Genomic DNA, 425 nt, shown 5'->3' with positions numbered 1-425 from the left:
CCTGCGTTCCGCGTAATTCGGAGCGGATAGAGCCCAGATTTATGCCCTGACCTGCCCAGACATGGAGAAACGCGCCTGGGGACCGTGTCTCTAGGCGTGCAGATACTCGCAGGTCAGGGCGCCGGGGTCAGTTCGACGATCTGCTTCGGGATCGGGATGTCGAGCTTGGCGAACAGGTCCCGTTGCGGCTTGGTCGGCTCAGTCGCCCGCCGGAAAGTGCCGGCCGGTCCGGTGAAGGTGCCGACATGCAGCCTGTCCAGCTCGCGGCGGGTGGTGAACCAGGTAGCGCCGGTGGTGGTTTCGATGATCCGGATCATCAACAGTGCCAGCCAGCACAACACGACGTGGGCGCGGATGCGTTCCTCGAGGCGGTGATAGACCGGCCGCAGGTCGAGGATCTGTTTCATGTCCCGCCAGCCGCGTTC

At 64.2% G+C, this 425-nt stretch carries 1 pseudogene; it reads right to left on the bottom strand.

Annotated features, from left to right (window positions below):
- Positions 1-113: 113 nt before the first annotated feature.
- A pseudogene (locus IU459_RS37670) lies at positions 114-425 on the bottom strand (IS1634 family transposase); the annotation flags it as partial.

This window comes from Nocardia amamiensis, from assembly GCF_015477605.1.
Lineage (GTDB): Bacteria > Actinomycetota > Actinomycetes > Mycobacteriales > Mycobacteriaceae > Nocardia > Nocardia amamiensis_A.
Note: the sequence above shows the minus strand (reverse complement) of the source record. Positions and strands in the feature narration are given on the sequence as shown.